Origin of the sequence: Allobrachymonas chironomi DSM 19884, assembly GCF_000374625.1 — a bacterium.
Classification (GTDB): Bacteria; Pseudomonadota; Gammaproteobacteria; order Burkholderiales; family Burkholderiaceae_C; genus Brachymonas; species Brachymonas chironomi.
On sequence record NZ_KB894766.1, the window covers coordinates 300,302 to 322,464 of the forward strand.

The window sequence follows — 22,163 nt, forward strand, 5'->3', positions numbered from 1 at the left end:
ACGCACCTCAGAACGACAGGTTGTCCAGGAATTCGGGGTCGGGCTGCTGCATGGAAGCAGCATCCTTGGCCTTGAACAGCGCCAGATCCCAGATCTCGAAATGGCTGCCGTTGCCAATGATCTTGGCTTCACGGCCCATCTGCACTTCCTCGCGCAGGTCGGGGGACAGCAGGATGCGGCTGGCCGTATCGAGCTCCACCGGCATGGCATTGCCCAGGATGCGGCGCTTCTGCCAGGCCGCCGAGTTGGGCCAGGCCGCGACCATGGTGCGGAAAGTGACCCATTCGTTTTCGGGGAACAGCAACAGGCAGTCTTCACGGAAATGACGCGTGATATGCAGCTTGCCCTCGCAGACCTGCTCGAGGTCGTCACGATACCGGGCAGGAATGGCGATCCTGCCCTTGGCATCGACGGCAATGGTGCTGGCGCCCTCTAGCAACACGGTGTGATTTCCTGAAAAACAGCCTCAAAAGGGAGGTGGAATGACACTTTCCACCACTATTCCCCACTTTTCGACACTGTATCAGGAAACGACTCCGCCCACAATTGAAGTGGGCGGAATTTTTTAATGAAATCAAGAACTTATGGTAACAATTGGGAGATTTTCGACAAGAAAATCCCTTCAACTACCGGTACTTACGGAACCTAGTCAATGTAAGGCTTGAGACAATTCCGCGCATTACAGGATGTAACGTGACAGATCCTCGTTCTGGCTGATCTCGCCAAGGCGCTGATCGACGTAGGCGGCATCGATGACCAGGGTCTGGCCGGCGCGGTTGCTGGCGTCGAAACTGACTTCATCGAGCAGACGCTCCATGACCGTGGCGAGGCGGCGCGCGCCGATGTTCTCGGTACGCTCGTTCACGTCATGCGCGATCACCGCCAGCCGGCGGATGCCTTCGTCGGTGAAATCCAGCGTGACCTGCTCGGTGGCCAGCAAGGCCTGGTACTGCTTGACCAGCGATGCCCGGGTCTGCTTCAGGATCGCCTCGAAATCCTCGACCGACAGGTTCTGCAGCTCGACCCGGATCGGGAAGCGGCCCTGCAGTTCGGGAATCAGGTCGCTCGGCTTGCTCAGGTGGAAGGCACCGGAGGCGACAAACAGGATGTGATCGGTCTTGATCATGCCATATTTGGTGCTGACCGTAGTGCCCTCGACCAGCGGCAACAGGTCGCGCTGCACGCCCTGGCGCGACACGTCGGTGCCGCTGCGCTCGGCGCTGCCGGCCACCTTGTCGATCTCGTCCAGGAACACGATGCCATTCTGTTCGGCATTCTCCATGGCCTGGCTGCGGATCTCGTCCTCGTTCACCAGCTTGCCGGCTTCTTCATCGAGCAACTGGCGCAGTGCCTCGGCCACCTTGATGCGGCGCAACTTGCGGCGGCCCTGCCCCATGTGGCTGAACATGTCGCGCAGCTGCTCGGTCATTTCTTCCATGCCCGAAGGGCCCATGATCTGCATCGCCGGAGCCGCCTCGGCCAGCTCGATCTCGATTTCCTTGTCATCCAGCTGGCCTTCGCGCAGCTTCTTGCGGAACACCTGGCGCGTGGCATTGTCGGCCGCCGGCTGCGGCTGCTGCTCGCCAACCGGGCGCGCCTGCGGCAGCAGCGCATCGAGGATGCGCTCTTCGGCGGCATCCTGGGCGCGGTTGCGCATCTGCTGCACCGCCTGCTCGCGTGTCTGCTTGACCGCCACCTCGACCAGATCGCGGATGATGGAATCGACATCCTTGCCGACGTAGCCGACCTCGGTGAACTTGGTCGCCTCGATCTTGATGAAGGGCGCATCGGCCAGGCGTGCCAGACGGCGCGCGATTTCGGTCTTGCCAACGCCGGTGGGGCCGATCATGAGGATGTTCTTGGGCGTGATTTCGGGGCGCAGCTTCTCGTCCACGTGCTGGCGGCGCCAGCGATTGCGCATGGCGATGGCAACAGCACGCTTGGCTTCTTGCTGGCCGACGATGTAGCGGTCCAGTTCGGACACGATTTCCTGGGGGGTCATGGCAGACATGCTCGGGGTCCTGCTAGCGGGAATGGAGAACAGAAACAGCTGCATCCGACAGGTGCAGCCGGAACCATCAGGCCGGAAATTCCAGCGTCTCGATGGTGTGGTGCATATTGGTGTAGATGCACAGTTCGCCGGCAATGCCCAGCGAACGGCGCACCACCTCTTCGGCAGACAGATCGGTATGCTCCACCAGCGCGATGGCCGCCGACTGGGCGTAGGCACCGCCGGAACCGATGGCAACGATGCCTTTTTCCGGCTCGAGCACATCGCCATTGCCGGTGATGATGAGGGAGGCGTCCCGGTTGGCCACGGCCAGCATGGCCTCGAGGCGGCGCAGCACCCGGTCGGTGCGCCAGTCCTTGGTCAGTTCAACGGCGGCACGCACCAGATTGCCCTGGTATTTTTCCAGCTTGGCCTCGAAGCGCTCGAACAGGGTGAAGGCATCGGCGGTGGCTCCGGCAAAGCCGGCCAGCACCTGACCGTTGTAGAGCTTGCGCACCTTGCGGGCCGACCCCTTGACGACGATATGGCCCAGCGTGACCTGGCCGTCGCCGCCAATGGCGACCTGCAGGCCCTGCGGCGTCTGGCGACGCACGCTGAGAATGGTGGTTCCGTGAAATTGTTCCATGCGGGATGATGCCAGCGGCAGCGCTTGCCGGCTGGCCGGTAAAAGTTGATCAATCCCGCACAGATAAGGGCGCGCTGCGGCTTTGCAAGCGCGCCAGCGACATCAGTCGCCGAACATCTTCTGCTTGAGTTCGCGGCGCTGCTGTGCCTCGAACGACAGCGTGGCGGTCGGACGCGCCAGCAGGCGGCCGATGCCGATCGGCTCGCCGGTTTCATCGCAGTAGCCGTAATCGCCGGAATCGACCAGATCGATGGATTGCTCGATCTTCTTCAGCAGCTTGCGCTCGCGGTCACGCGTGCGCAGCTCCAGGGCGTGCTCTTCCTCGATGGTGGCACGGTCGGCCGGATCGGGCACGACCACGGCGTCTTCGCGCAGGGTCTCGGCCGTCTTGCCGGCGTTGCTCAGGATGTCATCGCGCAGCAGCGACAGCTTGTGGCGGAAGAAGGCCAGCTGCGAGGCATTCATGTATTCGGAATCCGGCATGGCCAGCACTTCGTCATCGGTCAACTCTTCAGGAGACTTCTTCTTCCAGTTGTTGGCCAGCTTGGCGTCTTTTTTCAGGGGCATACTTCGCTCATGTCGGTGGTCTGTCCAGAACGGCAGACAGCTTGCTCGCAAACTGCAGCAGCAAGCCGCTGCAGGATGAACCCCGAAGCAGGCCAGCAACCCTGCCTACTTCATGGGAATTTGCCATTTTGAACGATGTTCGGGGGCAAATCGCAGCGATTCTAGGGTAAATCACTACAACTATCCAGCCAATGCCCCCTGGAGCCGGTGCGATGCGGCTCAGGCCAGGCTCTGGTCCAGCCCCTGGGTCAGGATGTCGCGCGGCAGTTCGACACCAATGAACACCATGCGGCTTTCGCGCACCTCGTCCTTGCCCCACTCCGGGCCCAGATCGCTGCCCATCAGCTGGTGCACGCCCTGGAAGATCACCTTGCGGTTGGTGCCCACCATGTCGAGCACGCCCTTGTAGCGGTACATCTTGGGGCCGTAGATTTGCACGATGGCCCCCAGGAAGTCCTCCAGCTTGGCCGGATCAAACGGGCGCGTGGCGCGGTAGACAAAGCTTTTCACATCATCATCGTGGTGATGGTGGTGCGCGTGGCCATGGTGGTTGCAGGCTTCGCCCGGCGCATGGTGGTGATCGCAGTCGTGTGCATGACTGTGCGCCTGGTGGTTGCAGGCGTCGCCTTCGGCATGCTGCTGGTCGCAACCGGCGGCATGGTCATGCGCATGGCCGTGGTGGTTGCAGGCCTCGCCTTCGGCGTGCTGGTGGTCACAGTCTTCGGCGTGATCATGGTCGTGGTGATGGTGGTGGTGCTCCTCTTCCTGCAGGAACTCGGGGTACAGGTCGAGTGTGGCATTGAGGTTGAAACCGCGCAGGTCCAGCACCTCGTCCAGCGCCACCTCGCCGAAGTGCACCACCTTCTGCGGCGCGCGCGGATTCATCTGCTGCAGGCGATGCTGCAGGTCGTGCAATGCCGCCTTGTTCACCAGATCGGCCTTGCTGATGAAGATCTGGTCGGCAAAACCGACCTGGCGCTGTGCTTCCAGGCGCTCGTCGAGCTGCGTCTGTGCATGCTTGGCATCGACCAGCGTGACGATGGAATCGAGCAGGTAGTTTTCGGCGACTTCATCATCCATGAAGAAGGTCTGCGCCACCGGGCCGGGGTCGGCCAGGCCGGTGGTCTCGATCACGACGCGGTCGAAATCGAGCAGCCCCTTGCGCTTCTTGGCTGCCAGCAGTGTCAGCGTGTTGCGCAGGTCGTCGCGGATGGTGCAGCAGACGCAGCCGTTGCTCATCTGGATGATCTGCTCATCGGTATCGGAGACCAGGATGTCGTTGTCGATGTTTTCTTCGCCGAACTCGTTTTCGATGACGGCGATTTTCTGGCCATGCGCCTCGGTGAGGATGCGCTTGAGCAGGGTCGTCTTGCCGGAGCCGAGGAAGCCGGTCAGGATGGTAACGGGGATCATGGTCATGACAGTGTGCGGGAAAGGCTGCTGCGCGGGCAGCGCCGGAGGTTGACAGGGGCAGCGCCGTCAGCAGCGCCAGCATGCAGGGATATTACTGTCTTTCGGGCATGCCGGAACCGGCCGCCGGACATGGCCCGGCCGGCATCAGGGCCGCCAGCCCATGACCGGACATCGCGCAAGTGTTTTTCTTGATCTGCATCAAGGAGTGCAGAAAGACCGCTTGCAGACGAGCACGAAGAGGTATAAATTTTCAATTGTTGATTATTTCAACGACTAAAGGAGCCTTCCATGACATCCTGTTTGCCACACCTTGCGCGCAGCCTCCGCTCCGGCGCGACGCCGCAAGCCATTCTCTTCTACCCGACCTCCCTGCAAGGAGATTGCCATGTCTGACACTGTAACTACCCCAGTCCCCTTCAAGGGCAATGACAAGCTGCTCTTCGGCATGATCATGGGCGTGATCGCGTTCTGGCTGTTTGCCCAGACCACGCTCAACATCGCCCCCGACATGCAGCAGGACCTGGGCATGGAGGCCAACGTGATGAACATCGCGGTGGCCATCACCGCCCTGTTCTCCGGCATGTTCATCGTGGTCATGGGCGGCCTGGCCGACCGCATCGGCCGCGTGCGCATCATGAACCTGGGCTTCATCCTCAGCATCATCGGTGCCCTGATGATTGCGCTGGCTCCCACCGGCTCCCTGTCCATTCCCTTTCTGATGACCGGACGCGCCATCCAGGGCGTCTCGGCGGCCTGCATCATGCCGGCCAGTCTGGCGCTGGTGAAAACCTACTGGGACGGTGCCGAGCGCCAACGTGCCGTGAGCATGTGGTCCATCGGCTCCTGGGGTGGTTCCGGCCTGTGCGCCCTGTTCGGCGGCCTGATGACGCAGAACTTCGGCTGGCGCTCGATCTTCTTTGCCTGTGCCGCCGTATCGCTGCTGGGCATGCTGATGATCCGTGGCACGCCTGAAAGCAAGGTGGAAGGCGGCAGCAAGTCCAAACTGGACCTGGCCGGCATCCTGACCTTCATGATCGCCATGGTGGCACTGCAGATTCTGGTGACGCAAGGCAACAAGCTCGGCTGGACCAGCCCCTTCATGCTGGCCATGGCCGCCGTGACGGTGATCGCCGGTGCGCTGTTCTTCGTGGCCGAAGGCAAGGCCAGCGGCCCGTTCATCGACTTCAAGCTGTTCGACAACAAGATCTTCACGGGCGCCACGATTTCCAACTTCATGCTCAACGGCGTGGCCGGCATGCTGATCGTGTCGCTGCAACTGGTACAGCTGGGCGGCAACCTGAACGCGCAACAGGCCGGCATGCTGACCCTGGGTTACGCCATTGCCATCATTGCCTTCATCCGCGTCGGCGAGAAACTGCTGCAGCGCTTCGGTTCGCGCAAACCCATGCTGTGGGGCTGCCTGATCACCGGCCTGTCCATCCTCCTGCTGATGCCCACCAACCTGATGCTGGGCGACTACAAGATCCTGGCCATCATTTCCTACATCCTGTTCGGTATCGGCCTGGCCTTCTATGCCACGCCCTCCACCGATGCGGCCCTGTCCAACCTGCCTGCCGCACAGGCCGGCTCCGGTTCCGGCATCTACAAGATGGCTTCCTCGCTCGGCGGTGCCTTTGGCGTGGCCATCTCGGCCGCCATCTTCACCGCCCTGCGTGTCAACAACGAGAGCATCCACTGGCTGGAAGGCGTGATTACCTTCGTCGGCCGCCAGGACAACGTGGCCATCCGTGAAGCGGCCATCATCGCCCTGGGCTTCAACCTGCTGATGGTGGTGTTCGCCATGGTGTCCATCATGCTCACCATTCCCAAGGGCAAGAAAGCCTGATTTTCCGACTGCACTGACGACCGGCCAGCGCCGCAGCTGGTGCACGCTGACCGGCCCGATTTCCTGCACCAGCAAGGAGCCAAGACATGAAACAGATTCTCGACACCCTCACGGCAGGCCAATCCAGGATCCAGGAGCATTTCCATTTCCTGCACCAGAACCCGGGCCTGGCCTTCGAGGAAACCGTGGCCGCCAACTACATCGCCGGGAAACTGCGCGAGTGGGGTTACGAAGTGACGGAAGGCATCGGCCAGACCGGTGTGGTCGCTCGCCTGAAGGTGGGTGATGGCCAGGCCAGCATCGGCCTGCGCGCCGATACCGATGCGCTGCCGGTGCAGGAAGGTGCCGACCTGCCCTACAAGAGCCGGATCGAGGGCCAGTCGCACATGTGCGGCCACGATGCCCACGCCTCCATGCTGCTGGGCGCCGCCGAGTACCTGGCCAAAACGAGGCATTTCAACGGCACGCTGAACCTGATCTTCCAGCCGGCCGAGGAAATCATGGCCGGTGCCCCTGGCATGATTGCCGACGGCCTGTTCGAGAAGTTCCCGATGGATGCCATGTTCGGCATGCACAACATGCCGGGCCTGCCGGTCGGCAAGATGCACTTCACCTCCGGCCCGATCATGGCGGCGGTGGACAACTGGGAAATCGTGCTGACCGGTGTCGGCAGCCACGGTTCCATGCCCGAAAAGAGCATCGACCCGCTGGTGGCCGGTGCCGCGCTGGTGATGTCGCTGCAGACCATCGTGTCGCGCAACGTGGCCCCGATGGACGCCGCCGTGGTCAGCGTGGGGGCTTTCCAGGCTGGCGATGCAGGCAACGTGATCCCGCAGACCGCCACGCTGCGCCTGAGCGTGCGCACACGCAAGCCGGAAACGCGCCAGCTGGTGCTGGACAAGATCCGCTCCATTACCCGGGCCACCGCCGAAGCCTACAACGTCCAGTCCGAGATCAGGGAAGGCCCTCCGGGCGCCATCCTGATCAACAACCCCGAACAAACCGATCGCTGCACACAGATCGCACGCGAGCTGCTGGGAGATGACCAGGTGGTGAACCCCGGCCCGACCTTCATGGGCAGCGAGGACTTCGCCTTCTACGCCGAAAAAGTCCCCAGCGTCTACACCTTTGTCGGCAACGGTGATACCTACAACGTGCACCATCCGATGTACGTGTTTGATGAAACCGTGCTACCGGTAGGCTCGGCATACTGGGTGGCCATCGCAGAAAGTTATCTGAAATGATAATTTCCTGAAATAAAAAATCCTCTTGAATATGACGGGATTATGATAAACATCATGATCCCGTTGTTGCTTCCCGCTCCGCCAATCGGGCTATTGGCTTAAGACCGCATCGGGCCTAGTATCCAAGCAACAAGTTTTCGTGATCCCTTGCAGGATCCCGTCTTGCCGACCACCACCATGTCCATGTCTGCCGCCCCCCCTTCTGCCGATTCCGCGCCGCCAGACACCGTGTCTGCGGACAAGCCGTATCTGACCTACAAGCTCGATCTGATCAAGACGCTGGCCACCAAGGCCGCCGATCAGTATTACCAGAAGGCAGTCGGCATGCGGGTGCGCGAACTCCGGGTGCTGCGCCTGATCCACGCCCTGCCCGGCGTGGCCGCCTCCGAGCTGGGCCAGCGGCTGGTGCTGGAAAAAACGCTGATGTCCAAGTACCTGGCGGATCTGGAGCAGCGCGGCCTGATCCAGCGCACACTGGATCCGCAGGACAACCGGGTGCATCGCCTGTCCCTGACCCAGGCCGGGCAGGCTGTCTGGCAGACCAGTGAACAGATTGGCCAGGCGCTGGAGCAGCAGATGTTCCAGCAGTTGGATGCGGCCGAATGGGAGCAGCTCAACGGCCTGCTGGACCAGCTGCACGATTCGCTGCTGCACTGGCAGGCCAGCCATGCACCGGCAGGCAGCCGCCCCAAGCGGGCCCCCCCGCGCTTGAAGGCAGTCTAGTCCGGCTTCTTGTGCGCACGCGGATGCGCCGCATCGTAAATGCGCGCCAGATGCTGGAAATCCAGCCGCGTGTAAACCTGCGTAGTGCTGATATTGGCATGGCCCAGCAATTCCTGCACCGCACGCAAATCCCCGCTCGATTGCAGCAGATGACTGGCATAGGAATGGCGCAGCATGTGCGGATGCACCGGTGTCTCCAGCCCGGCCTGTTGCGCGCGCGTACGCAGGCGCTGCCAGACCGAAGCGGCTGACAGGCGCTTGCCGGTACGGCCGATCAGCAGCGCCGGCTCATGCTGCGCCGCCGGCAATTGTGCGCGCTGCTGCAGCCAGGCCTGCGCCGCCAGCTGTGCCTGCCGCCCCAGTGGTACGCTGCGCCGCTTGCTGCCCTTGCCCAGCACATGGGCCTGCCCCTCCTGCAGATCGAGCCAGCCGCGCGCCTGCGACCCGGCTGCGGCATCCAGCCCCACCAGTTCGGCCACGCGCAGGCCGCAGCCATACAGCAACTCCACGATCAGGGCATCCCGCAACTGCTGCCAATCGGGCTGCTCCCCGTCTGTTGAGGGGGCCTGGTAGTCCGCCAGCTGCATCGCGGCATCGACCGGCAGCGCCTTGGGCAGCGGCCGGCCAGCCTTGGGCGCGTGCACATCCTGTACCGGGTTGTGGCTGATCTGCCGGCTGTTCACCAGCCAGCGGTAAAAACCGCGCCAGGACGACAGCACGAGCGCCAGCCCGCGCGCACTGCGGCCACGCGCATGCAGGGCAGCGATCCAGCGTCGCACATGCGCCGTCTGCACCTGCAGCAAGGGAATGGCAGATTCGGTGGACAGCGCCTGCAACAGCAGCAGGTTTTCGCGGTACAGGCTCACGCTGCGTGCCGCCAAGCGCTTTTCATGGCGCACAAAATCCAGATAGCGCTGCAGCAGCGGATCCGGATTAAGGGCACCCGCTGGCTGCATCAGGCGTCAGCCGGGTTGCCACCTGCCGGTGCGGCGGTGGTTGCTTCGGGTGAGGCATGGACCGCAGTCCCGGCCTCCGGTGCGGCTGGCATGCTGGCCGCGCGCGGCACGACCAGCGGCGACAGGGCGGCACTGGCGATATCGGCAATGCGCTGCAGGAAATCGGTGGCCATGTCGTCGGTAAAGCGCTGGCTGTCGGGCGATGCCAGCACCAGCAGGCCAAAGGCCGCCGATGTGACAGCCGTACCCGGCGTGCGCAAGGGCAGCAACGCCAGCGATGCCGCCTGGGTGGGTTCTTCCAGCCATTTGACAGCCTCCACGCCCACATGCATGCCGCAGTACGGCGACTGCAGGGAGCTGGCGAAGGCCTGACCCTCCTCGCTGACGCCACAGGCAAAGCCCTGGCTGGCATATTCCGGCGTGACACCCCAGACGCGCAGCGCGGTCTGCGGCACCTGGAACTGCTCCTGCAGGTTGCGGCACAGCGTGGCCGGCAAGGCCAGCGGATCATGCTGCAGATAGAGGCCGGTGGCCCACTTGAGCAGGCGATTGGTGGTCAGGCTGTTGCTGCTGCCGTGGCGGATCATGTCGACCAGGCGATGCTCCAGCACCTTGATCTTGTCGCGCAGCATCTCGGCCTGGCGCTCGTGCAGGTTGACCACGCGCTGGCCGTGGGCACTGCCCAGCTGCACCGCGGTCAGCAGCTCGGCATTGCGCTCGAAAAAGCCGGGGTTCTGGATCAGGTACTCGGCGATGTCGCGCTCGGTGATGGGGGCAAATTCGTTCGGATTCATGCGGTGTGGTTCATGTCGGTCGGCAGGACCGGAAATTCGGGCAGATCGATTTCGCCGTGGAAGACGGTGGTGGCGGGGCCGGTCATCATGACGCGGCTGCCGTCACCTTCCCAGTCGATATGCAGCGTGCCGCCCAGGGCATCGACCTGCACCCGGCTGTCGAACAGGCCCAGCTGGTGACCGGCGACCACCGCCGCACAGGCACCGGTGCCGCAGGCCAGCGTTTCGCCAACGCCGCGCTCGTAGACGCGCAGGCGCGCGTGGTCACGCCCCAGCACCTGCAGAAAGCCGACATTGACGCTGGCCGGGAAGGCCGGCAGCGCCTGCACCGCACGGCCAATGGCCTCGACCTGGGCTGTGCGCGTATCGGGCACCAGCAGCACGGCATGCGGATTGCCCATGGACAGCAGCACCGCCTCGACCGGCGCCAGACCGGCCGCCGACAGGTCCAGCTGCCACAGCGTTGCCTGCTGTTGCTGGCGCCGGGACAGCGCTTCAGGATGGAACGGCAACACGGCAGCATCGAACACCGGAATGCCCATGTCGACCGTCACCAGGCCATCCTGGCGCGCCAGCAGCACGATGGTGCCGCGCTTGACCTCGACCGCAATCGTGTCCTTGCCGGTCAGGCCCTGCTCCAGCACGTAGCGAACGAAGCAGCGCGCACCGTTGCCGCAGTGCTCGACCTCGCCGCCATCGGCATTGTGGATGGCGTAGGCAAAGTCGGTATCGAGCCGCGTGGCCGGGCGCACGCTCAGGATCTGGTCGGCACCGATGCCATAGCGCCGGTCGGCCAGGAAGCGGTAGTGCGCACGGTTCAGCCCGAGACTGCCGCGCGTCTCGTCCAGCACGATGAAATCGTTGCCGGCACCCTGCATCTTGGTAAAGCGGATCTTCATGTCGGCATTATCAGCCATGGTGACAGGGTTTGCAGCAATCCATCGGCGAAGGGCTTGTGGCATAGTTGACGCTAACGTCAACCTGATTTTCCGACCTGTTTCATGCCACGCGCCAGCCAACTGCTCCATCCCGAACTGACCCCCGCCCCCCTGCGCCAGGCCGCCACCGTGCTGCTGGTGCGCGACACGCCCGACGGCTGGGAAGTGCTGATGACCAAGCGCTCGTCCAGGGCCAGCTTTGCCGCCGACCTGTACGTGTTTCCCGGCGGTGCCGTGGACACGGCCGACCAGGCCATCCAGCAGCAGCAGCAGCTGTTCCGCCACCAGCCGCTGCAGGAAGGCGAGCCACTCACCTGGGCGCTGGCCGCACTGCGCGAAAGCTTCGAGGAAGTGGGCGTGCTGCTGGCCACACGGGCCGATGGCAGCCCGGCCACGCAGCAGGATGTCGCGGCACTCGATGCCGCCATCGGCCGCCGCAACACCGCACAGGCCTTCTACGACGCCTGTCACGCCGCCGGCCTGTGCCTGCGCGTGGACCAGGTCTATCTGCTGGCGCGCTGGACCGGGCCGCTGGACATCCCCAAGCGATTCGATACCCCCTTCCTGGTAGCCCGCATGCCGGACGGCCAGCAGGCGCAAACCGACGACCACGAGCAGTTCGAGGCCTGCTGGGTGCGCCCGTCCGATGCGCTGGCGCGTCATGAGCGCAACGCGTTCCCGATCATGTTCCCGACCCACGGCACGCTGCAGCGCATTGCGCACTTTGCCGACGTGCAGGAGCTGCTCGACGCCTGCACCCCACACCAGCCACGCTGGCACTACATGCCGCGCGGCGCGCAACGCAATGGCGAAGAGGCGCGCATCGTGAACGACGAGCTGCCCTTTGGCGAAATCGGCCTGGTGACGCCGCACGGCCAGCCGGTGCACCCGCTGGACTGGCAGCACGAGCGCCCGGTGCCGTTGCTGCGCAACGTGCAGCGCCTGACCGCCGACAACAGCGGACGCATGACCGGCCCCGGCACCAACAGCTATATCGTCGGCACCGCCAGCAGCGGTTATATCGTGATCGATCCCGGCCCGGCGCTGCCCGGCCATCTGCAGCGCCTGCACGATGCCTGTGGCGGCGATATCCGCCACATCGTCTGCACCCACTCGCACCCGGACCACAGCCCGGGCGTGCCGCTGTTGCAGCAGCTGGTGGAACGCAGCGGCCATCCGCGTCCGCCGCTGCACGGCCTGCCACACGGTCCCGATGCGCGCCCCGACAGCCACCTGGCCCCGGATGTGGTGCTGGCCGACGGCCAGACACTGGTGCTGCAGGAACCGGACGGCAGCACGCACACGCTGCTGGCACTGCACACGCCCGGCCATACCGCCAACCACGTCTGCCTGGCGCTGCTGGAAGACGGGCTGCTGTTCAGCGGCGATCACATCCTGAATGGCAACACCACCATCGTCGATCCGCCGGATGGCCACATGGGAGACTACCTGGCCTCGCTGGAGCGACTGGAGCAGCTTTGCACCGGCCAGAACCTGCAGTACATCCTGCCGGCCCACGGCCATGTCATGGAAGATGCCAGCGGCGCGATCCGCCGCCTGCATGCCCACCGCCTGATCCGCGAAGCCAAGGTGCTGGCGGCCGTCCAGGCGCTGCCGGATGGCCAGCCCGAAGACTGGGTGCCGCTGGCCTACCAGGACACGCCGGAGGCGCTGTGGCCGCTGGCACGCCGTTCGCTGCTGGCGCATGTGCAGCACCTGCGCGAGCTCGGCCAGATCTGAACCTGGCAAGAAAGAAAAGGGAAGCCTGCCGATACGCCGGATTCTGTGCGCGACGGTTGCCCGCCGCGTGACCGCCATTCATCTGGGCCGGGAGTCACCCCACCGGCTCGGTGCTACCTACCCGCCAGCTCTGCGGAACCACATCAACGCTGGCCTACTTGGTATTGCTGCGCGCAGAGATTGCCCGTTTCACCCGGACTGAACCGGCTCGTCTCTGTTGCTCTGATCCTCACCTTGGGCCTTGCGGCTTTCGGTGGAGAGGTGTTACCTCCTGCGCTGTCCTGTGCAGTCCGGACGTTCCTCCAGTGCGGTGTTTCCACGCTTGCACCAGCGACGGTCTGGCAGGCTTCGGGCGCGATTATGGACCAGTAAATCTGTTGTGGCAATGTGAACCTGACGATACAAAACCACTCAAAGTACTGGACGGTATCCGTACAACCCCTAGAATGCCGTTTTTCCCCCTTCCACGAGGACCATCACGCAATGCCCCAACACACCCTGCTCAGCGGCAAGATCCACCGCGCCACCGTCACCCACTGCGAGCTGCACTACGAAGGCTCCTGCGCGATCGACGAGGACCTGCTGGACGCCTCCGGCATCCGTGAGTTCGAGCAGATCGCCATCTGGAACATCAATAACGGTGAACGCTTCAGCACCTACGCCATCAAGGCGGCACGTGGCAGCGGCATCATTTCGATCAATGGCTCGGCAGCGCGTCGTGCCAGCACCGGTGACCTGGTGATCATTGCCGCCTTCGTCGGCCTGGATGCGAGCGAGCTGGACAGCCACAAGCCGCAGCTGGTGTTCGTGGACGAGAACAACCGCCAGATCGAGCTGCGCCAGCACATCCCGACGCAGCAGCCCTGAGCGCCCGCCGGCCCGCTGACGGGCCGGTTGTCACTCCCAGCCGTCAGGCAGCAGCCGTGCCACCAGCACTTGCTGCTTCGCCAGCCGCTTGCGCAGCTTCAGCACTTGGGCATCCTTGCTCAGCAGGATCGCCTGGTGCGCCGCGGCCAGATCGACAAAGCACTGGTCGTCCGTATCCTTGCAGTTGACGCCCGCCGGGCCGGCCGGCTCCACATACTGCACCACGGCATCCATGCGCTGCAGCAGCTGTTCCGTGCTGTGGCCGTAAAAGGCCATGCGCGGGGCAATCTGCGGGTATTGCAGCACCCGCTCCAGCTCGTTGCGCATGTGCGCAATCGCCAGCCAGCGCAGCCGCTGCTGCAACAAGGCCTGGCGCAGCGGCTCCACCGCCGGCTCGGCAAACAGCAGCAGGTCGAGCACGATATTGGTATCGATCACCACGGCACGGCTGGTCATGACAGGCAGCTGTGTCATCAGAACTCCGGCACCGGATTCGGGGCGCCCTCGACCAGCTCGAAACGGCCTTCCTGGTAGCGGTAAAGCTGGGTCTGCTGGATGGCCTGGCGCCCGGTGCGGGGATTCCAGAGCTGCCCGCGATAGCGGATGCTGACGTCGGCCACCTGCCCCTCGCGCGAGATCGGATGGACCTCGCCCTGCACATCGAAACAGTCCGCTGCCGTTGCACCGGCACCGGCATCGGCTGCCGGCTGCTGCCGGACGGCGCTCTTGCCCGCACGATGCGGCAGACCCAGACGGTCGGCACAGTGGGCATGCGTGCGATTGCTGGCTGCGAGGCGCTCATGCAGGCTGGGCTCCATGCCCTGGGGGCGCAGCGTATAGCCATGCAGCCACTGGCCACACACGCCCTGCCAGCAGGCTGCGGGCTGGAAGGTCAGCAGGTAGTCATCCAGCGCCAGCTTGTAGACCTGGCTGGCGCCAGCCGTGCCGTCATAGCCGATGGCATCGACAACCGGTTGCCAGCGCGTGATGCGCCAGCGCCCGCTCTCGGACGGCAAGCGACCCGCCTTGCCGGCCTCGTGCAGCAGGCTGAAGTGGATCGCACCGACATAGGCGCGTGTGGTCGGCGTCTGCAGCGTGCGCTGCTCGTTTTCCAGCGGTACCGATTCGATCACCAGCATGGCCTGCTGCTGACCGAAGCGGATCACCTCGCGCGGCACCACGGCCACGCGCATGCGCTGCTGCAGGCGTGGCACCGGAACGGCATCGGCCTCCGGCAGCCCCTGGGGCGTGCTGGCCGGCAGCATGGCGGATGGCAGGCGTGCCGGCGGCAATTCCGGCAGCGTCATGGTGGTGCGCCAGCGCACCTGTTCCTTCTCGACCAGCTGTTGGTCATTGCCGAAGGCGGCATCCATCAGGGCGCTCGGGTGCAGGCTGTTGGCAATGCCCAGGTGCTGCACCGTCTCGGCATTCTGCGCCGGCCGCTCGCAGCCGGCCAGGGCCAGCAGCAACGCCAGGCCGGCCACCCCCCCGACACGCCCCGGACTCATGCACCCGGCTCCGCCGACGGTGCGCTGCGCGGCTGCATGGCTCCGGCCACCAGATCGAAACGGAACAGGCGGCATTCGATCGGGCCGTTCCACATCGGGATTTTGCGCGATTCGCGCAGGCGCATGCGGCGCGGCAGGTCGCGATCGGGCGTGAGCAGCCAGGCTGTCCAGCCGGGGTAGTTGCGCTTCCAGTGGCTGGACAGGCGCTGGAAGAAATCGTCGTTGTCCTCGGCCATCAGGGCGTGCTCGCGGCCGCCACGGGTCGCTGCTGGCGCACGACTCAGGCCGAGCCGGCCTTCGATGCGCGACCCGCCCTGCACACGCTGGGCGCGCTCCTGGGAGCGCTCGCCGGCCACCCCGGCGGCGGCAATCCGCTCGCCATACGGCGGGTTGACCAGCAGCACGCCGGGGGTCTTGCCGGGCGGCATGCGCTGCAGCGCATCCCCTCCGCGCAGCTCCAGTGCATGGGCAACACCGGCGCGCTGGGCGTTGCGCTGGGCAAAGTCGACCATGCGGTGCGCCACATCGCTGCCAAACACCAGCAGCTCCGGCGGCCGGATTTCCGCGCTGCGGGCCTGCTCGCGCAGCTGCTGCCAGACATGCGGCTGAAACGGCAACAAACGCTCGAAACCGAAACGGCGCTGGCTGCCCGGTGCCATGCGGCAGGCCATTTGTGCCGCCTCGACGGCAATCGTGCCGCTGCCACAGCAGGGGTCGTACAACGGCACGCCCTGATCGGGTTGCCAGCCGCTGGCGGCAATCATGGCGGCGGCCAAGGTTTCCTTGAGCGGCGCATCGCCCTTGTCCTCACGCCAGCCGCGCTTGAACAGCGGCTCGCCCGAGGTATCGATGTACAGGGCCATGCGGTCATTGGTGAGGTGCGCGAAAATGCGCACATCGGGCCAGTGGGTGTCCACGCTGGGGCGGCTGCCGGCACGCTCGCGAAAGCGGTCGGCCACGGCATCCTTGATGCGCAGGGCGGCAAAGTTCAGGCTGCGCAACGGGCTGCGCTGCGCCGTGATGTCGATGCGGAAGGTATGGCGTGGCGTGAACCAGGTTTCCCAGGCCAGTTCGGAGGCGGCCTGGTAGAGATCGGATTCATTGACGTAAGGCGTGCGCGACAGCTGCACCAGCACGCGCTGGGCCAGCCGGCTGTGCAGGTTGAGCAGCATGGCCTCGCGCCAGCTGCCGTCGACCAGCACGCCAGCGCGCAGGGGACGCACCTGGGCATCGCCCAATCCGGTGATGGTGCGGGCCTCGGTCGCGAGGTAGTCCTCGACACCGGCCGCACAGGGCAAAAACAGCTGCAGGGAATTCATCCCGCAACCTTACCAGAGTCTGTCAATCGCGCCATGTCGCAGTTGCAGGAAATTCGCCAGCAACCGGCTCTTGCGACAAAATAGACGCATGAACACGCCTTCCCTGTCCTCCAGGGCCGCAGCGGCCCTGCTTTGTCCGCGCTGCGGCCAAGCCAACCAATGCGCTGCGGCTGCCGGCCAGCCAGCGGGCAGTTGCTGGTGCCTGCACCAGCCGGTACTGCCATCGATCAGCGCCGGCACCCCGATCGGCGACCGCTGCTACTGCCCCGATTGCCTGCAGGCGCTGCTCCAGGCCACCCCCGACACCACCCCCTGACTCCGGAGAATCCGCCCCATGTGCCAGTTGCTGGGTATGAACTGCAACACCCCTACCGACATCACCTTCAGCTTCAGCGGCTTCTCGCAGCGCGCCGGCGTGACCGATCACCACAGTGACGGCTGGGGCATCGCCTTTTTCGAGGGTCGCCATGATGCCCCGCCCGAAGCGCCCGACAAGGGCGTGCGCCTGTTCGTGGACCACGAAGCCGCCAGCCGCTCGGCGATTGCGCAGCTGATCCGCAGCTACCCGATCAAGAGCCGCAACGTGATCGCGCATATCCGCAAGGCCACGCAAGGCGAGATCTCGCTGGAAAACTGCCACCCGTTCGTGCGCGAACTGTGGGGGCGCTACTGGGTGTTTGCCCACAACGGCAACCTGGAAAACTTCCAGCCCCATCTGCACCGCCAGTTCCAGCCGGTCGGCGATACCGACAGCGAGCGCGCCTTTTGCTGGATCATGCAGGAGATTGCCAAGTCGCACGCCGCCATGCCGAGCGTGGAAGAGCTGACGCGCACGCTGCGCGAACTGATGCCACAACTGGCGAGCCACGGCACTTTCAACATGTTGCTGTCCCATGGCACGGCGCTGTGGGCGCATGCCAGCACCCAGCTGCATTACATCGTGCGTCAGGCCCCGTTCACCACGGCACAGCTGAGCGACGAGGATGTGAGCATCGATTTTTCCGATGTCACCACACCGCAGGACCGGGTGGCCGTGATTGCCACGCTGCCCCTGACCACCAATGAGCAGTGGACGGCATTCGCCAGCGGCGAGTTGCGCACCTTTGTGGACGGAACACCGCTGGACTGCTGAGACCGTGTGCAGCGGCGGCTGCCGCCGCACCGGTCATCCGGTTCAGGCTGCGCCGGGCTTGCGCGTGCGGCTGCTGCCGCTAGTGCTCTTGCCGGCGGCCGGCTTGCTGGCAACCGGCTTGGCGGCTGCAGTCTTGCTGCGGCTGGCGGCCGGCTTTGCCGCCGGCTTCGCGGTGGTGCCACTGGCAGTCGGTTTGGCGGCAGTGCTGCGTGCCGCAGCCGGCTTGCGCGCTGCTGCCGTCCTGGTCACGGCCTCGCCGGTTTTGGCGGATTCGGCCTTTTTCGCCTCGGCCGCCTCCCTGGCGGCGCGCGCCTCGTTTTCGGCCTGCAGGCGGGCAGCGGCCTCTTCCTGTGCCTGCACGAAATCGGCCTGATGCTTGAGCACATCGGCCTGCGCCTGCTGGGCAATGTTCTGGAAGGTGTTCATCATGCTGCCCCACCACTGCCCGGCCTGGGCCCAGGCTTCGTTGAAGGGGATCTCCTGGCCGGCCGGCGCTTCAGACTGGGCGCTGGCTGGCGCTTCCGCCGCGGGGGGAGTGGCTGCGGCAGCAGGCTTGTCCGGCTGGCTGGCCGATCCGGCCTCCGGGCTGGCAGCAAACGGTTGCCAGAAGGCCGCGAACGGGGACACGGGTGCCTCGGCAGCGCTTTCTTGCGCCGCGCTGCTCTCGGGCGCCACGCTCTTGACCGCCTGCGTGACGCTGGAGACGGTATCGGCAGCAGCCTGCTGGAACACCTGGGCCATGTCGTTCATGCTGACATTCATGTCCTGCAGGGTGCTCAGCGTCATTTTCTGCACCTCGAGCGCCTGGATCGTGGCCTTGAGGGCGGTGGTGTTCTGCTCCAGCCAGAACTGCACGGTACGCAGTTCCTGGATGCGGCGATCGACTTCTTCCGGATCCACGGTGGGGGCAACCCACTGCGCCGCAGACGGCGACAGCGCACGCGGCTGCGTCATCTGGCGCAGGAAATCGAATCCGGGTACGAACTTGCTGAAATCAAAACCGGCGGCGTTCACGGTCATGGCGGGTCCCCTGTCTGGTTGGCACGAATCCGGCAAGCATACCGCAAGCCACTGCAGCCGAACAGGCAGGCATTCCCGCAGACCGGCAGCAGGGCTGCCGGTCAGGCCGCTCAGTGGTGCATCATCTGCTGGCTGCCGGCAGAGTACGACACAGGGCGGACCGGGATCTGCAGCGTGCGCTCCAGCGCCTTGCCCTGGGCATCACGCAGCTCCAGCGTGACCGGAATGACGCTGCCGGCCTGGACCGGCGCCTGCAGGTCCATCAGCATGATGTGGTAGCCGCCCGGCTTGAGCCCGGTGGCTGCGCCAGCCGGCAGCGCCAGCTGGGGAATGCGGCGCATCTTCATCACGCCGTCGACAACCGCCATCTCGTGCACCTCGACCACCGGCGTCAGCGGAGAACGGGCACCAACGAGCACCAGCGGCTGGCTGGGCTGCAGCACCATGAAGGCGCCAGTGGCCTTCTGGCCGGCCACGGTGGCGCGAATCCAGGGATCACGCACCTGCAGCTGCTGTTCGGAAGCAGCGGCGACAACAGCAGCACGTGCCGGAGTGGACTGGGCCTGGCTGGCGAACGGTGTCGCGGCAGCAGCCAGGGCGATCAGCAGGGAAGACATACGAATGGTGGACATGGTCATGCTCCGTCAGGAATATTGGCAGGGAATCCGGCTGCCAGCAGCGCACGACAGCGCTGCATGGCGAATCAAGGCCGGCAGTGCAGGCCACACGCCTGCCCGCCGGCGGGAGTCAGCCGAGACGGGGCGGCGCACGCGCCGCAAACGGAGAAGCCGCCATGACCGGCAGCTGTGGCTGGTGCCAGGCCGGAATCGGCGTGGCCGCGCCGGCATGGGGCAACAGGAGCCGCGCCACGGCTGGCGGCGGTGCTTCCAGCGCCAGACACAGCGCGCATTCCTTGCCATGCTGCAGACCGGTAGACAGGGCATCGCTGTCCATGTCCACCCAGCGGATATGGCCGGCACTGGTACAGACCAGCTGCATCGACTCGGCATGCACCAGGGGCGAGATCCAGCTGGCCAGCAGCGCCAGCCAGACCATGGCCACCCAGCGTCGCGCACGCGCAGCCGGAGAGCGCATCACGCGCCCGAACTGCCGGGATACTGCTGGAGTCCTCATATCCATTCATTATCCGGTCAGCGGGGCCTGGCAACAAGCCTCAGTCGGCCGCCAGCAACACCTCGTGCTCCAGGGCGCCGAACAGCGCCGTCCCCTGGCGGCTGCGCGCCTCGACGCGCCAGACATCGCCCGGCTGCAGCCAGGGCGTGCTGATGTGGCCGTCTCGCTGCTGTTCCAGCGCGCGGCGGTCGGCCAGGCTGCACTGGCCCTTGCGCGTGTCCTGGTTGCGCACCGGCGCAGCGCACAACACGCTGCCGGCGCGCAGCGGCCGCAGGCTGCACAGACGCGCGAGCAAATCGTGCAGGCCCTGTGTCATATCGCTGCCGGTATCGCACATGCCGAGCTTGCGGCCATTGCCGCTGAACTGCAGCGTGAGCTGCAGCCGGCCGTCCTGCCAGCTGTCGCCCAGTTCGTCGGGGGTCAGCGCCACCGGGCTGAAGGCGGTCAGGGGCTGTGCCAGGGCCGCATCGTCCAGACCCTGCCAGCGCAGCTGGCTGCACAGCATCAACAGGCGGATGCCGGCCAGTGCCTGATCGCTGCTGGCAGAGGGCGGCAAATCGCCGGTCACCGCTGCCAGCCCCACGGCCAGATCGCCCTGGGCGCGTTCCGAGGGCAGCAGCAGACCGGCATGCGCCGGGTAGAGCGGGTCACTGACGGCCTGGCGCAGCTGCGGTGTCGGCGCCTCGGGCAGCCAGGCATCGGCCTGCAGGCACTGGTAGGCACGCGGCAGGGGGGCCAGGCAGCGTTGTGGTTCGAAGGCAAAGGCATGCGGCGCGCGCCCGCTGTTCAGGCTGTCGTAGATATCCTGCAACTGCGGCGACAGGAAGTTCCAGTCGTCCAGCACCTGCTGCAGGCGGCCTGCAACATGGGTAGCATAGTGGGCATGACGCAGGTCGCGCGACACCACAACCAGTTGGCCGTCACGTGAGCCATCGGAATAGGTAGCAAGTTTCATGTCTGCATGGGAGGGCCAATCAGGTCGCCATTGTGCGGCATCCAGCCGGCTTGCGGGAACCACCGCATGCCCCTTGAACCAGTAATGAGAATCATCCTTAATTAAAATGGCCAACATGAACACCCCCCCTACCCGTCAACCGGCCCTGTATATTCCACACGGAGCCGGCCCCTGTTTCTTCATGGACTGGAACCCGCCCGATGCCTGGGATGCCACGGCAGCCTATCTGCGCAGCATCGCCGGCAGCCTGCCGCAGCGGCCCGATGCCATCGTGCTGGTCACCGCCCACTGGCTGGCACCGCAGTTCACTGCCGGCAGCGCGGCCCGGCCCGGCATGCTGTTCGATTACTACGGCTTTCCGCAGCACACCTACCAGTTGAACTACCCCGCCGCGGGCGCACCGGCGCTGGCCGAGCAGGTCAGCGAACTGATCCGCGCCGCCGGCCTGCCTGCCGCACTGGATGGCGAGCGCGGCTACGACCACGGCGTCTTCATCCCGCTGCTGCTGGCCTTTCCCGATGCCGATATCCCGGTGCTGCAGCTCTCGCTGCGGCAGGATCTGGATGCCGCCGCGCATCTGGCCATGGGCCGTGCGCTGGAGCCGCTGCGGGAGCAGAACGTGCTCATCATCGGCAGCGGCATGAGTTTCCACAACATGCGCGCCTATGGCGATCCGCGTGCCACGCCGATATCGCAGCAGTTTGATGCCTGGCTGTCCGAAACCGTGGCCCTGCCGGAGCCGGAACGCACGGCACGGCTGGCGCAGTGGGATAGCGACAGCGGTCCGTCCGGCCGCCAGTCGCATCCGCCACGTGCCGAGGAGCACCTGCTGCCGCTGATGGTGGTAGCCGGTGCTGCCGGCACCGACCGCGGCCAGCGCGATTTCAGCGACGAGGTGCTGGGCACCACGATTTCCGCGTTCCGCTTTGGCTGAACGCCTGTTTCCGGAGAGATTCATGTCAGAACCTGATCACGGTGCACGCAGCACGGCGCAGATTGTCACCATCGAGCCGTCCCGCATCATCCTGCGGCTGTGCAAGCACTGGGGCCACAAGTTCAACGTCAGCTACGACGAAGAGCAGGGACAGATTGACCTGACCGGCTACGGCACCTGTCACATGCAACAGGTGCCGGACGGTCTGGCCTTTACCCTGCACTGCCCCGATGCCAGCGTGTTGCCACGCCTGCAGCAGGTCGTGGCCGAACACGCACAGCGCATGGCCCGCAACGAACATTTCGACTTTCACTGGGTAGCTGCCTGATCCGCGCGCAGCAGACGTTCAGCCAGCCGGGCGTGGAGATTTGTTGAAATGCTTCACCATTGAAAACTTTTGCAACGAAACCCGGGGCCGGCAACAGGGTCCAATAGTC

Annotated in this window: 24 protein-coding genes and 1 other RNA gene; 9 read left to right on the top strand and 16 right to left on the bottom strand. The window is 65.1% G+C overall.

The genetic code is table 11. The features are described 5' to 3' along the window. Positions 1–7: 7 nt before the first annotated feature. From C513_RS0104020 to C513_RS0104040, 5 genes are all read right to left on the bottom strand, one after another. Positions 8–442: a division/cell wall cluster transcriptional repressor MraZ gene (locus C513_RS0104020; protein ID WP_018714748.1), complete on the bottom strand. Its 435-nt coding sequence runs from the start codon at positions 440–442 to the stop codon at positions 8–10. A 237-nt stretch (positions 443–679) separates the two neighbouring features. Continuing rightward, positions 680–2,011 (bottom strand): ATP-dependent protease ATPase subunit HslU, encoded by a 1,332-nt coding sequence (hslU, locus tag C513_RS0104025; protein WP_026320521.1) that lies wholly within the window; start codon positions 2,009–2,011, stop codon positions 680–682. Positions 2,012–2,078: 67 nt separating this feature from the next. Next, positions 2,079–2,636: an ATP-dependent protease subunit HslV gene (hslV, locus tag C513_RS0104030; RefSeq protein WP_018714750.1), complete on the bottom strand. Its 558-nt coding sequence runs from the start codon at positions 2,634–2,636 to the stop codon at positions 2,079–2,081. A 102-nt stretch (positions 2,637–2,738) separates the two neighbouring features. Further along, positions 2,739–3,203 (bottom strand): RNA polymerase-binding protein DksA, encoded by a 465-nt coding sequence (gene dksA, locus C513_RS0104035; RefSeq protein WP_018714751.1) that lies wholly within the window; start codon positions 3,201–3,203, stop codon positions 2,739–2,741. A 219-nt stretch (positions 3,204–3,422) separates the two neighbouring features. Continuing rightward, positions 3,423–4,622 carry a CobW family GTP-binding protein gene (locus C513_RS0104040; RefSeq protein ID WP_018714752.1) on the bottom strand — a complete coding sequence of 400 codons (1,200 nt, stop codon included), beginning with the start codon at positions 4,620–4,622 and terminating at the stop codon, positions 3,423–3,425. A 379-nt stretch (positions 4,623–5,001) separates the two neighbouring features. Between C513_RS0104040 and C513_RS0104045 the strand changes: the two genes are divergently transcribed. From C513_RS0104045 to C513_RS12655, 3 genes are all read left to right on the top strand, one after another. After that, positions 5,002–6,462 carry an MFS transporter gene (locus tag C513_RS0104045; RefSeq protein WP_018714753.1) on the top strand — a complete coding sequence of 487 codons (1,461 nt, stop codon included), beginning with the start codon at positions 5,002–5,004 and terminating at the stop codon, positions 6,460–6,462. 86 nt (positions 6,463–6,548) lie between these two features. Further along, positions 6,549–7,706, top strand: a complete 1,158-nt coding sequence (locus C513_RS0104050) for a M20 aminoacylase family protein (RefSeq protein WP_018714754.1) — start codon at positions 6,549–6,551, stop codon at positions 7,704–7,706. A gap of 162 nt (positions 7,707–7,868) precedes the next feature. Beyond that, complete coding sequence (locus tag C513_RS12655) at positions 7,869–8,429, top strand: MarR family winged helix-turn-helix transcriptional regulator (RefSeq protein ID WP_018714755.1); 561 nt, start codon at positions 7,869–7,871, stop codon at positions 8,427–8,429. On the opposite strand, the gene C513_RS0104060 is transcribed toward C513_RS12655, so the two are convergent. From C513_RS0104060 to dapF, 3 genes are read right to left on the bottom strand one after another with little or no spacing between them, the layout of a single operon-like run. Next, entirely contained in the window at positions 8,426–9,385 is a 960-nt protein-coding gene (locus C513_RS0104060; protein WP_018714756.1) for a tyrosine-type recombinase/integrase, read from the bottom strand. The two genes, C513_RS12655 and C513_RS0104060, sit on opposite strands and share 4 nt — an antisense overlap. Then, a complete protein-coding gene (locus tag C513_RS0104065; protein ID WP_018714757.1) occupies positions 9,385–10,179 on the bottom strand; it encodes a DUF484 family protein in 795 nt (264 codons plus the stop codon). Before C513_RS0104065 ends, C513_RS0104060 begins: the two co-directional genes overlap by 1 nt. Continuing rightward, complete coding sequence (gene dapF, locus C513_RS0104070; RefSeq protein ID WP_018714758.1) at positions 10,176–11,096, bottom strand: diaminopimelate epimerase; 921 nt, start codon at positions 11,094–11,096, stop codon at positions 10,176–10,178. Before dapF ends, C513_RS0104065 begins: the two co-directional genes overlap by 4 nt. Before the next feature lie 84 nt (positions 11,097–11,180). Between dapF and C513_RS0104075 the strand changes: the two genes are divergently transcribed. Then, a complete protein-coding gene (locus C513_RS0104075; protein WP_018714759.1) occupies positions 11,181–12,857 on the top strand; it encodes an MBL fold metallo-hydrolase in 1,677 nt (558 codons plus the stop codon). A gap of 16 nt (positions 12,858–12,873) precedes the next feature. On the opposite strand, the gene rnpB is transcribed toward C513_RS0104075, so the two are convergent. Then, positions 12,874–13,207: RNase P RNA component class A (rnpB, locus tag C513_RS13635), an RNA gene on the bottom strand. A gap of 133 nt (positions 13,208–13,340) precedes the next feature. Here rnpB and panD point away from each other — a divergent pair. Continuing rightward, positions 13,341–13,724 (top strand): aspartate 1-decarboxylase, encoded by a 384-nt coding sequence (gene panD / locus C513_RS0104080; protein WP_018714760.1) that lies wholly within the window; start codon positions 13,341–13,343, stop codon positions 13,722–13,724. Between the two features lie 30 nt (positions 13,725–13,754). On the opposite strand, the gene C513_RS0104085 is transcribed toward panD, so the two are convergent. The 3 genes from C513_RS0104085 to C513_RS0104095 are packed head-to-tail and all read right to left on the bottom strand — an operon-like array spanning position 13,755 to position 16,551. Further along, on the bottom strand, positions 13,755–14,198 hold the full coding sequence (locus C513_RS0104085; protein ID WP_018714761.1) for a putative toxin-antitoxin system toxin component, PIN family: 444 nt from the start codon (positions 14,196–14,198) through the stop codon (positions 13,755–13,757). After that, a complete protein-coding gene (locus C513_RS0104090) occupies positions 14,198–15,232 on the bottom strand; it encodes a hypothetical protein (protein WP_156816032.1) in 1,035 nt (344 codons plus the stop codon). The genes C513_RS0104085 and C513_RS0104090 overlap by 1 nt, the downstream gene beginning before the upstream one ends. Further along, complete coding sequence (locus C513_RS0104095) at positions 15,229–16,551, bottom strand: THUMP domain-containing class I SAM-dependent RNA methyltransferase (RefSeq protein WP_018714763.1); 1,323 nt, start codon at positions 16,549–16,551, stop codon at positions 15,229–15,231. Before C513_RS0104095 ends, C513_RS0104090 begins: the two co-directional genes overlap by 4 nt. Positions 16,552–16,639: 88 nt before the next feature. Here C513_RS0104095 and C513_RS0104100 point away from each other — a divergent pair, with 88 nt between their 5' ends. Both C513_RS0104100 and C513_RS0104105 read left to right on the top strand, forming a co-directional pair. Beyond that, on the top strand, positions 16,640–16,867 hold the full coding sequence (locus tag C513_RS0104100; protein ID WP_018714764.1) for a cysteine-rich CWC family protein: 228 nt from the start codon (positions 16,640–16,642) through the stop codon (positions 16,865–16,867). An 18-nt stretch (positions 16,868–16,885) separates the two neighbouring features. Continuing rightward, entirely contained in the window at positions 16,886–17,683 is a 798-nt protein-coding gene (locus C513_RS0104105; RefSeq protein WP_018714765.1) for a class II glutamine amidotransferase, read from the top strand. 42 nt (positions 17,684–17,725) lie between these two features. On the opposite strand, the gene C513_RS14665 is transcribed toward C513_RS0104105, so the two are convergent. From C513_RS14665 to C513_RS0104125, 4 genes are all read right to left on the bottom strand, one after another. Then, positions 17,726–18,703 carry a PhaM family polyhydroxyalkanoate granule multifunctional regulatory protein gene (locus C513_RS14665; protein ID WP_018714766.1) on the bottom strand — a complete coding sequence of 326 codons (978 nt, stop codon included), beginning with the start codon at positions 18,701–18,703 and terminating at the stop codon, positions 17,726–17,728. A 110-nt stretch (positions 18,704–18,813) separates the two neighbouring features. Further along, complete coding sequence (locus C513_RS0104115; protein ID WP_018714767.1) at positions 18,814–19,341, bottom strand: copper chaperone PCu(A)C; 528 nt, start codon at positions 19,339–19,341, stop codon at positions 18,814–18,816. 109 nt (positions 19,342–19,450) lie between these two features. Further along, on the bottom strand, positions 19,451–19,801 hold the full coding sequence (locus C513_RS12660; protein ID WP_156816033.1) for a DUF2946 family protein: 351 nt from the start codon (positions 19,799–19,801) through the stop codon (positions 19,451–19,453). Positions 19,802–19,877: 76 nt separating this feature from the next. After that, on the bottom strand, positions 19,878–20,792 hold the full coding sequence (locus tag C513_RS0104125) for a fumarylacetoacetate hydrolase family protein (protein WP_018714769.1): 915 nt from the start codon (positions 20,790–20,792) through the stop codon (positions 19,878–19,880). 115 nt (positions 20,793–20,907) lie between these two features. On the opposite strand from C513_RS0104125, the gene C513_RS0104130 reads away from it, so the two are divergent. Continuing rightward, a complete protein-coding gene (locus C513_RS0104130; protein ID WP_026320524.1) occupies positions 20,908–21,726 on the top strand; it encodes a DODA-type extradiol aromatic ring-opening family dioxygenase in 819 nt (272 codons plus the stop codon). Between the two features lie 22 nt (positions 21,727–21,748). After that, a complete protein-coding gene (locus C513_RS0104135) occupies positions 21,749–22,054 on the top strand; it encodes a DUF2218 domain-containing protein (protein ID WP_018714771.1) in 306 nt (101 codons plus the stop codon). Positions 22,055–22,163: the final 109 nt, after the last annotated feature.

Bases quoted from the DNA above. Each gene is read 5' to 3' on its own strand.
- hslU (WP_026320521.1), bottom strand. From the start codon at position 2,011: ATGTCTGCCATGACCCCCCAGGAAATCGTGTCCGAACTGGACCGCTAC.
- hslV (WP_018714750.1), bottom strand. From the start codon at position 2,636: ATGGAACAATTTCACGGAACCACCATTCTCAGCGTGCGTCGCCAGACG.
- dksA (WP_018714751.1), bottom strand. From the start codon at position 3,203: ATGCCCCTGAAAAAAGACGCCAAGCTGGCCAACAACTGGAAGAAGAAG.
- C513_RS0104040 (WP_018714752.1), bottom strand. From the start codon at position 4,622: ATGACCATGATCCCCGTTACCATCCTGACCGGCTTCCTCGGCTCCGGC.
- C513_RS0104045 (WP_018714753.1), top strand. From the start codon at position 5,002: ATGTCTGACACTGTAACTACCCCAGTCCCCTTCAAGGGCAATGACAAG.
- C513_RS0104050 (WP_018714754.1), top strand. From the start codon at position 6,549: ATGAAACAGATTCTCGACACCCTCACGGCAGGCCAATCCAGGATCCAG.
- C513_RS0104060 (WP_018714756.1), bottom strand. From the start codon at position 9,385: ATGCAGCCAGCGGGTGCCCTTAATCCGGATCCGCTGCTGCAGCGCTAT.
- C513_RS0104065 (WP_018714757.1), bottom strand. From the start codon at position 10,179: ATGAATCCGAACGAATTTGCCCCCATCACCGAGCGCGACATCGCCGAG.
- dapF (WP_018714758.1), bottom strand. From the start codon at position 11,096: ATGGCTGATAATGCCGACATGAAGATCCGCTTTACCAAGATGCAGGGT.
- C513_RS0104075 (WP_018714759.1), top strand. From the start codon at position 11,181: ATGCCACGCGCCAGCCAACTGCTCCATCCCGAACTGACCCCCGCCCCC.
- panD (WP_018714760.1), top strand. From the start codon at position 13,341: ATGCCCCAACACACCCTGCTCAGCGGCAAGATCCACCGCGCCACCGTC.
- C513_RS0104085 (WP_018714761.1), bottom strand. From the start codon at position 14,198: ATGACACAGCTGCCTGTCATGACCAGCCGTGCCGTGGTGATCGATACC.
- C513_RS0104090 (WP_156816032.1), bottom strand. From the start codon at position 15,232: ATGAGTCCGGGGCGTGTCGGGGGGGTGGCCGGCCTGGCGTTGCTGCTG.
- C513_RS0104095 (WP_018714763.1), bottom strand. From the start codon at position 16,551: ATGAATTCCCTGCAGCTGTTTTTGCCCTGTGCGGCCGGTGTCGAGGAC.
- C513_RS0104100 (WP_018714764.1), top strand. From the start codon at position 16,640: ATGAACACGCCTTCCCTGTCCTCCAGGGCCGCAGCGGCCCTGCTTTGT.
- C513_RS0104105 (WP_018714765.1), top strand. From the start codon at position 16,886: ATGTGCCAGTTGCTGGGTATGAACTGCAACACCCCTACCGACATCACC.
- C513_RS14665 (WP_018714766.1), bottom strand. From the start codon at position 18,703: ATGACCGTGAACGCCGCCGGTTTTGATTTCAGCAAGTTCGTACCCGGA.
- C513_RS0104115 (WP_018714767.1), bottom strand. From the start codon at position 19,341: ATGACCATGTCCACCATTCGTATGTCTTCCCTGCTGATCGCCCTGGCT.
- C513_RS0104125 (WP_018714769.1), bottom strand. From the start codon at position 20,792: ATGAAACTTGCTACCTATTCCGATGGCTCACGTGACGGCCAACTGGTT.
- C513_RS0104130 (WP_026320524.1), top strand. From the start codon at position 20,908: ATGAACACCCCCCCTACCCGTCAACCGGCCCTGTATATTCCACACGGA.
- C513_RS0104135 (WP_018714771.1), top strand. From the start codon at position 21,749: ATGTCAGAACCTGATCACGGTGCACGCAGCACGGCGCAGATTGTCACC.